Annotated in this window: 6 protein-coding genes and 1 pseudogene; 3 read left to right on the top strand and 4 right to left on the bottom strand. The window is 60.4% G+C overall.

Annotated features, from left to right (window positions below; all coding sequences use genetic code 11):
- Positions 1 to 69: 69 nt before the first annotated feature.
- The 3 genes and pseudogenes from NIM87_RS18395 to NIM87_RS18385 all read left to right on the top strand — a co-directional run.
- Positions 70 to 621, top strand: a pseudogene (locus NIM87_RS18395) (amino acid permease); the annotation flags it as partial.
- A 182-nt stretch (positions 622 to 803) separates the two neighbouring features.
- Complete coding sequence (locus NIM87_RS18390) at positions 804 to 3104, top strand: ATP-binding protein (RefSeq protein WP_254676213.1); 2301 nt, start codon at positions 804 to 806, stop codon at positions 3102 to 3104.
- Positions 3101 to 3472, top strand: coding sequence for a response regulator (locus NIM87_RS18385; protein WP_254676212.1), 372 nt, complete (start codon positions 3101 to 3103; stop codon positions 3470 to 3472). The genes NIM87_RS18390 and NIM87_RS18385 overlap by 4 nt, the downstream gene beginning before the upstream one ends.
- Here NIM87_RS18385 and NIM87_RS18380 read toward each other — a convergent pair.
- From NIM87_RS18380 to NIM87_RS18370, 4 genes are all read right to left on the bottom strand, one after another.
- Complete coding sequence (locus NIM87_RS18380) at positions 3456 to 3941, bottom strand: MarR family winged helix-turn-helix transcriptional regulator (RefSeq protein ID WP_254676211.1); 486 nt, start codon at positions 3939 to 3941, stop codon at positions 3456 to 3458. The two genes, NIM87_RS18385 and NIM87_RS18380, sit on opposite strands and share 17 nt — an antisense overlap.
- 156 nt (positions 3942 to 4097) lie before the next feature.
- Positions 4098 to 4232 carry a hypothetical protein gene (locus NIM87_RS18660; protein ID WP_269468508.1) on the bottom strand — a complete coding sequence of 45 codons (135 nt, stop codon included), beginning with the start codon at positions 4230 to 4232 and terminating at the stop codon, positions 4098 to 4100.
- 310 nt (positions 4233 to 4542) lie between these two features.
- Complete coding sequence (locus NIM87_RS18375; protein ID WP_254676210.1) at positions 4543 to 5199, bottom strand: hypothetical protein; 657 nt, start codon at positions 5197 to 5199, stop codon at positions 4543 to 4545.
- 27 nt (positions 5200 to 5226) lie between these two features.
- A complete protein-coding gene (locus tag NIM87_RS18370; RefSeq protein WP_254676209.1) occupies positions 5227 to 6483 on the bottom strand; it encodes a tetratricopeptide repeat protein in 1257 nt (418 codons plus the stop codon).
- Positions 6484 to 6961 lie beyond the last annotated feature (478 nt).

The following is a 6961-nucleotide window of genomic DNA, read 5'->3' as shown; positions in this document are numbered from 1 at the left end:
CTCATCCTGATTGACGCTGAGTCTCACCCTGTTTGACGCGCAGCACATGCTGCCGACCAGACCGGCAATGCCGTCTGGCTGGCGTTTCTCGTTGCCATGATCGCGGCTCTGCTAACCGCCCTGTCCTACGCCTCACTGGAGTCGCGCTATCCGCGTGCGGGCGGCGCAGCTTATGTGGCGGAGCGGGCTTTCGGCATGCCGTTGCTCAGCTTCGTGGTTGGGCTTGCCGTCGCTTGTTCCGGCCTCACATCGATCGCAACGCAGTCCCAGGTCTTTGCGGTCAACCTGCGCGCGCTGCTCGAGCTGACGTTTTTGCCCGTCTGGGCCATCGCCATAGGATTTCTGCTCATCCTCACGGGTCTGGTGCTGGGTGGCATCCGGGAATCGATGTGGGTCAACGTTGTCTGTACTCTGATCGAGGCTGCTGGACTGATTCTGGTCATTGCCGTCGGCATTCCCTATTGGGGTTCGGTCGATCTGCTGGAGCCCTCCCCGCTGGTCCGGAAATCGGTCGCGGGCTGTCTTTTTGACCGGCGCCAGATTCTGCAGGCGCGCCGGATTGCCTCCCATCGAAGTCGGCGTCGACGCAATCGGCGTGCTGCATCGATTGGACGATTCTGAACTCCTTCGGGTGAGCGGGAACTCAGCATCCTTATGTCAAAGACACAAATAAAAAGATCACTGAGCTTTTAAAAGGTCGGCGATTGTGACCAGATTGCAGCGGTGCAAGGCCACAAACCGTTTGGCGCTCTGCCAAGGCATGGGGTACTGCCGTACTTCGCAGCGAGGAGGGCGCCGCGTTCATGGCCTACAGATCTGACTGGATTCACGAAACGCAGCGGCTCAGCAAAGGGGGCCTGCGGCTGATCTGGCTGGTGCTGATGGCCTGCCTTGCCATCATCTTCATCTTGGCGGTTCGTGACGATATTGTATCGCTATCTGGTAGGCCCGTCGCAGAACGGGACGAAATCGCGCTAGCGGGACGCATCATGTCGGCGGTGGACCCGGACGGTTCGTTCGGTCTCCAGGACATCGTGGAACAGGGCGACAGCTTCTTCGGTGACGTTGCCAACCGCGGCGTGTCTCCTGCGCCTACGGCTGCATTCTGGCTCCGCATCGAAGTGCCCCCACTCGACCCGGGCGAGTACGGAATTTCCCTGGAGCTGACGCGGGCGCGGGACACCGATCTGTTTATCCCCCGAATCGACGGTTACCGGCAGCTGCAATGGCGGCGCGGTGATTGGGCGAGCCTCACGCGCTATCCGATCTTTGCCGTTGAGGGTGAGGAAATCGCCGGTAAGACACTCTACTTGCGCACCGTCACCGGCTCCTCGATGCGCGCAATGCTCCACTTGCGCCCCCTGCAGGCGCTGATAGGCGACTACAGCATGGAATCAGTCACGCTGGGCATCCTTTCCGGCGTGCTGCTGGGGTTGGCCGTCTATATCGGAGTGATGGCCGTGACCTTGCGAGACAGGTTGTTCGGATCGCTGGTTGGCGTCATCGTCGCTTTCACCTGCTACATGCTCGCCGACAGGGGTATCCTCGATACGCACATCTTGCCGGGCGCCGAGACAGTTGCCCGCCTTGTCTCCCTCAGTGCGACTATCCTCATCTATGCAGCGCTTCTGACTTTTACCCGATACTGGCTTGACGTCCGGTCCTGGTCCAAGGGGCTAGATCGCGCTCTCAACATTGCTGCCATTGGCTTCGGGCTGCTAGCCGCCGAGACAGCGCGCGAAACACTGGTGGGTGAGCAATTCGTGCGCCTATTCTCTGCTTTCGCAGGGATGCTGGCGCTAGTAATATGCTTGGCGGTCGCAGTGGTTGCACTCTGGCGAGCGCGCACCCGGGCGATTCTATTCCTGCTGGGCTGGTCCCCGGCCATAGCCACGGCGTTCCTACGGCTGGCGCTGGACCTGTTCCCCGGCGTTGGTGCCTCGGTACTGTTCGCCAACTCACTCTATGTCGGCGCCACCGCTTCGCTGCTCTGTTATGGCGTGCTGGTCTCAGACAGCCTGCAGCATCGCGAGCGCCGCCTGCGCCAGCGAGCCGAGCTTATGGAGACGCGCTTCCGCAACTTTGCCGATAGCGCCGCAGATAGCTTTTGGGAAACCACGGCCCAGGGAGACATCACCTACCTCGAAGGTCCACAAATTGCCGACCTTTCCCTCGAGGTTGGACAGCCTCTCGTGCCGTCACTGGCCGCGGTCGCGCGCCACAGTGACTCGGCGTTGGCCCGCGTTCGACGCTGCCTCGAAGAGGGGGAACCCTTCCGGGATGTTGCTCTCGCCGTGCTTGACCATGACGGCAAGAGCCGGGAGGTTCTGATCAGCGGCACTTTTGCACGCGATCCGCGCGGGCGGGTATCGGGCTTTGCCGGCACTCTGGTTGACGCGACTGAGCGGGATGCGCATCTGCAACAGTCGGCACGTCGCGAGAAAATGGCGGCCCTCGGACAGCTGGCAGCCTATGTCGCCCACGAGATCAATAACCTCCTGCACCCCATCATGAGTTTCTCGCGACAGGCCAGGCGCCGCGCCCAGGACGACCATGAGACCGTAAGGCTCATGGACACGGTCATCGAACTGTCCCAAGACATGCGCGACATGGTGGCATCCCTGCGCTCTACAACGGCGGTCGAACATCAGGACACCACCCGCCTGCCGATCAGCACCGCTTTGCGCCGGAGCCTTGACACCGTGCGCCCGATTTTGCCGCCTCGCATTGCGCTCAAAGCAGATATTGCCGAGCTGGAATGCCCAGAAATTCACACGGGAGAGATGTTGCAGGTCCTGACCAACCTGGTGGCCAATGCCATGCGCGCCATAGACAATGAGGGCGTCATCGAGGTCATCCTGGAGGGGGGCATCACCCCCCGTTTGGTCGTGCGCGACAACGGTTCAGGCATGTCCGACGATGTCGCGTCGCGCGCCTTTGAGCCGTTCTTCACCACGCGCCCGCAGAGCGGCGGCACGGGGCTGGGCCTTTCCGTCGTGGCCGGGCTGCTGAAAAGCTGGGGCGCGACGGCCCGCATTGAATCCGTGTCCGGCCAGGGCACGTCCGTGGTCATCGCGTTCGCCCAAGGAGGCACCGGCTCATGAAACATCCGCCCCGGGTCCTCGTGTGCGACGATTTTGCACCCCTGCTGGAATCTGTCGCCGGCAGTCTTCGGCAGGCCGGTTTCGAAGTCGAGACTACAGCAACCGGAATTGACTCCCTCGCTCGGCTAAGGAGCGCGCCTTACGACGTGTTGGTAACTGACATTTGGATGCCCGGCATGGACGGGCTCTCGCTCATGAAGCTGCTGACGACGGAGTTTCCCCAACTGCGAGTGTTTGCGATGACGGGCGGTGGGCCGGACTTCACGGTAGAGACTGCCGTTTCACTAGCCGAGGTCTGGGGTGCTGAGCGCGTCTTCGTCAAGCCTTTCGACGAGGAGCAATTGGTTCAGGCTATTCTAAATCGCTAACTGCGCCGCTCGGGCCGCCACCTTCAGGCTGCCGCTTCTGCGATTGCAGGCGGACCAGCATGCGTTCAAGCGCCTCTGCAAGTGCGCGTTTTTGGACTCCGTCAAGGCTTGCTAGTGCCTCAACCACGATGTTCAGGGGATCGGACAGCAGCAGTTCGCGCCCTTTGTCGGTGACATCGACGCGCCGAATACGGCCACGTCCAAGCGATCCTGCGCCCTTGAGCAGTCCCTTGGTTATCAGCGTTCGCACCGTCCGGGTAGTCGGGCCGGGCTCGATCCCTTGGTAGCGCGCAAGGGATATGGCGCTACGGTGCGGGGGATCCGCCTTGGCAAAATAGCGCAAGGCGCTCCATTGCGCCGGATAGAGGTCAGCGGCGTGGTTGCTGGAGTGAATGTGCCGTGTCACCTGATCGAGCAGGCCAGCAAGGGCGGCGTCGGCTCTCGGCGGATGGGACGTTTCGGACGCCAATGGACTCTCCGAGCGAACTGCGACGGCGCAACGGGCGCTCAGCCACATACGGCAATAGAGCAGGCGAAAGCAAGTTGGGGGCACGCCCAGTTGGAGGCCTGGTTTCGAACTCCGGTGCCTCTTATTGTCGCCGCCAGGGGCAACCGCCCCTGCGGTTTAGTCGGCGTCCGGCCAATCAGACATATCCCTGTCGCCATATTTCGCGGTTTCGTACGCTTTGCGCAGGTGCGGTATAAGCGCTTCATCGACAACTACTTGTTTACTGACGTCCTGAAAGGTTCCGTCCGGCATGCGACGGTATCTCCTGCCCTCATACTTGAAGGGCCAGGGCATCGTTCGACGCAAGTAAAACGCGCCGCCAAGAAGTACAGCACCGCCGACTATCAATCCCACTTCCAGCATCCTTATCCCCCAATGCGTGGCCACAAATGGCTCACTAGACGTTTTTTCGGTTCCATGTTGGACACCGACCTCGTCCACAGTCACCCTTCGGCGAAGGGACCGCCCCGAAGAAAACTGTTCTGCGTCCAATTGGTCGCCCGCCTGTCAACGCGCATGCGCCCTCGAGGCTTACCTGTCTATCGGCGGCTACCAGCGTGATCTATTGGCCAAGGCCTGCACAGGTGTCCCAGTCGTATTTAAGATCTTCGCCCGCATTGAACTTTTCTCCTGCGGACTGTCCATAAAGTTGGCCGACTTGATGGCGTGCCGCCGTGTTGTATCCAGCCTCAATCATCAGGTCATCCCCGCGACCGGCGAGTTGGGTGCCCAACGCTTCGAGCTCCGCTGCAATTTTTGTTTCGCCTTCACCTTGCTTGACGCGAGCGGCGGCAAGGAAGCCGGCGCCGCAGGTCATGTACATGTCGATCTCGGCATCGAGCGCTGCTGCTTCAGCGGCGGCATCGGATTCGGTCACCAGATCGATACAGTCTTCTGGGTCGAAACCCAGCTCTAGGTCCTTTTGCAGGATTTCGTCCATTTCCAGAGTATAGCGCTCGCCAATTTCTTCCCGCTCTGCGGTGGATATTCCCTGCTGTGCGAGGATCGTATCGGCATGGTTCAGAAGAGAACCCGACATACGCTTGAACTCTGCACTCTCTTCGGCCGTATTGTTCATTTCCGGCATGTCCGCAATGAGTAGATATCCAACCCCACATCGCAATCTAAGATCGTTGGTTTGATCGATCTCTGAGCCGTATACGGGATGGAGCGACAGCAATATCGCGACCATGGCAAGTGTTACAGGGAGCGTACGCATTTTTGCTTATCCTAAATGTTACTGCGTCTAGCGACTTGTGTTTTCGAGGATGGTGACGTCTTCAAGCCCTCGTCGGGCGAGTTCGATACCGGCATCCAAAGCGCGCTGATACCATTGCCGGGCCAGGGCCAGGTCGCGCGGCACACCGAGCCCTTTTTCATAATGGTTTCCGAGATTGTTCCACGCCAGCGGCTCTCCCAGGTCTGCCGCCTTGCGCGTCCAGCGCAGAGCTTCGGCATAATCGAGAGACACGCCCTCTCCAATGGCATGGAGATGTCCTAAGGAGACCATCGCAGTGGGCTCACCGAGTTCTGCTGCCTTCAGCAAAAGTTCGGCGGCATATTCCGGGTCGACTGCAACGCCCTTTCCCAGCAAATACATTTGGCCCAGATTGGCGATGGCGAGGGGTTCACCCGCCGCTGCTGCGCGCGAGAAGAGTGTGATGGCCCGCACTTCGTCAATATTCGTACCCATGCCCTCGGCGTAGATGTGACCAAGTTGATTGAGGGCCAGCGGATCTCCCAGGTCGGCACCCCGCTGATAAAGCCTCGTGGCTTCAACTCGGTCCGGTTCCGTGCCCAGACCGTTTTCGTACAGCCAGGCCAACTGCCAAATTCCATAGGGGTCGTTCTGCGATGCGGCCTTCCGAGCCCATCGCAGGGCCTGGCCATGGTCCTGCTCGATGCCCAGACCCAGTTCGTAGAGCGAGGACAAGGCGGCCTGAGCTCGAGAATAGCCCTGGTCTGCAGCGAGCCCATAGTACTTGGCCGCCCGCTGCGGGTCGGGGCCGACGCCATAACCAAAGTCATAGGCACGACCAAGGCCGTGTTGCGCTGGTGCGAGGCCCGCTTCGGCAAGTGGGCGAAGCATCGATACCGCCCGGGATGGGTCCGCTTCTAGGTGTCGGCTATCGAGGAGAAAAATCGCATAGAGAGCGGTCCCTATTGCATGGTTCGCCGCCGCTGCCTTTTGGAGGGATGCCACTGCCGCCCGGTCATTGAACGCTTCGAGATAGGCTCGCCCGAGCCATGCAACGATTGCCCCATCTCCGGGGGCCGCCGAGTGTGCCGCCTCACAGACGGCGATGGCACGCTGCAAATCAATGATGCGCTGGGGATGGCTTTCGTAACCCGCCTCGAACGGTGATGCCGCGATACGGGCGCAATCTTCAGCGGGTCCGGCCAAAACGGCTCGGTCTGCGGGAAGGGCTGCCAATACCAAGCCTGAAAAAGGAGCAACCCACCATTTTAGCATCGCGTTCTCCTTGAAATGATCACTGAGCATTTACATTAGACTGGTATACGGTGCAATGCCCTGGCGAATGCCAGCGACCGGTCTGCGGGACCATGCGAACGGGACGGAGGGGAACCCGTTCGACGCACCATTGGACCAATGAGACCGGTGGGCCCTCGGAGCTGTTAACGCGATGACTGAGCTGGACGTCCTGTCGCCGGAGCCGTGCGCTACTACCACCCTAATAAGCAGACGCTCAGCAGCATTGATAGCGAGCCGATTGAGGTCGTCCTTGTCGACGCATCCGGCAGCTGCGAACGTGGCCCAGCTTGTTTGGCGAAGCAGCGGCTTTGCCGTGCTGCTGAGTCCTGAAGGACTAAGTTGCCCCGTCCGGGGGCGCCATGGATATTCACCAAGCAAAGACTCACATCGTCAGGGCGCAACTCGGTGCTGCGACCGACAATATCCTCCGATCGGATGGATCTGAGCTGCTGCCGGTTTTGAGGACACCGAGTTAAGGTGTTTTTGG

This window comes from Devosia ureilytica (assembly GCF_024273195.1).
Lineage (GTDB): Bacteria > Pseudomonadota > Alphaproteobacteria > Rhizobiales > Devosiaceae > Devosia > Devosia ureilytica.
The sequence above is the reverse complement of the archived record's forward strand: the minus strand, read 5'-3'. Positions and strand labels throughout refer to the sequence as shown.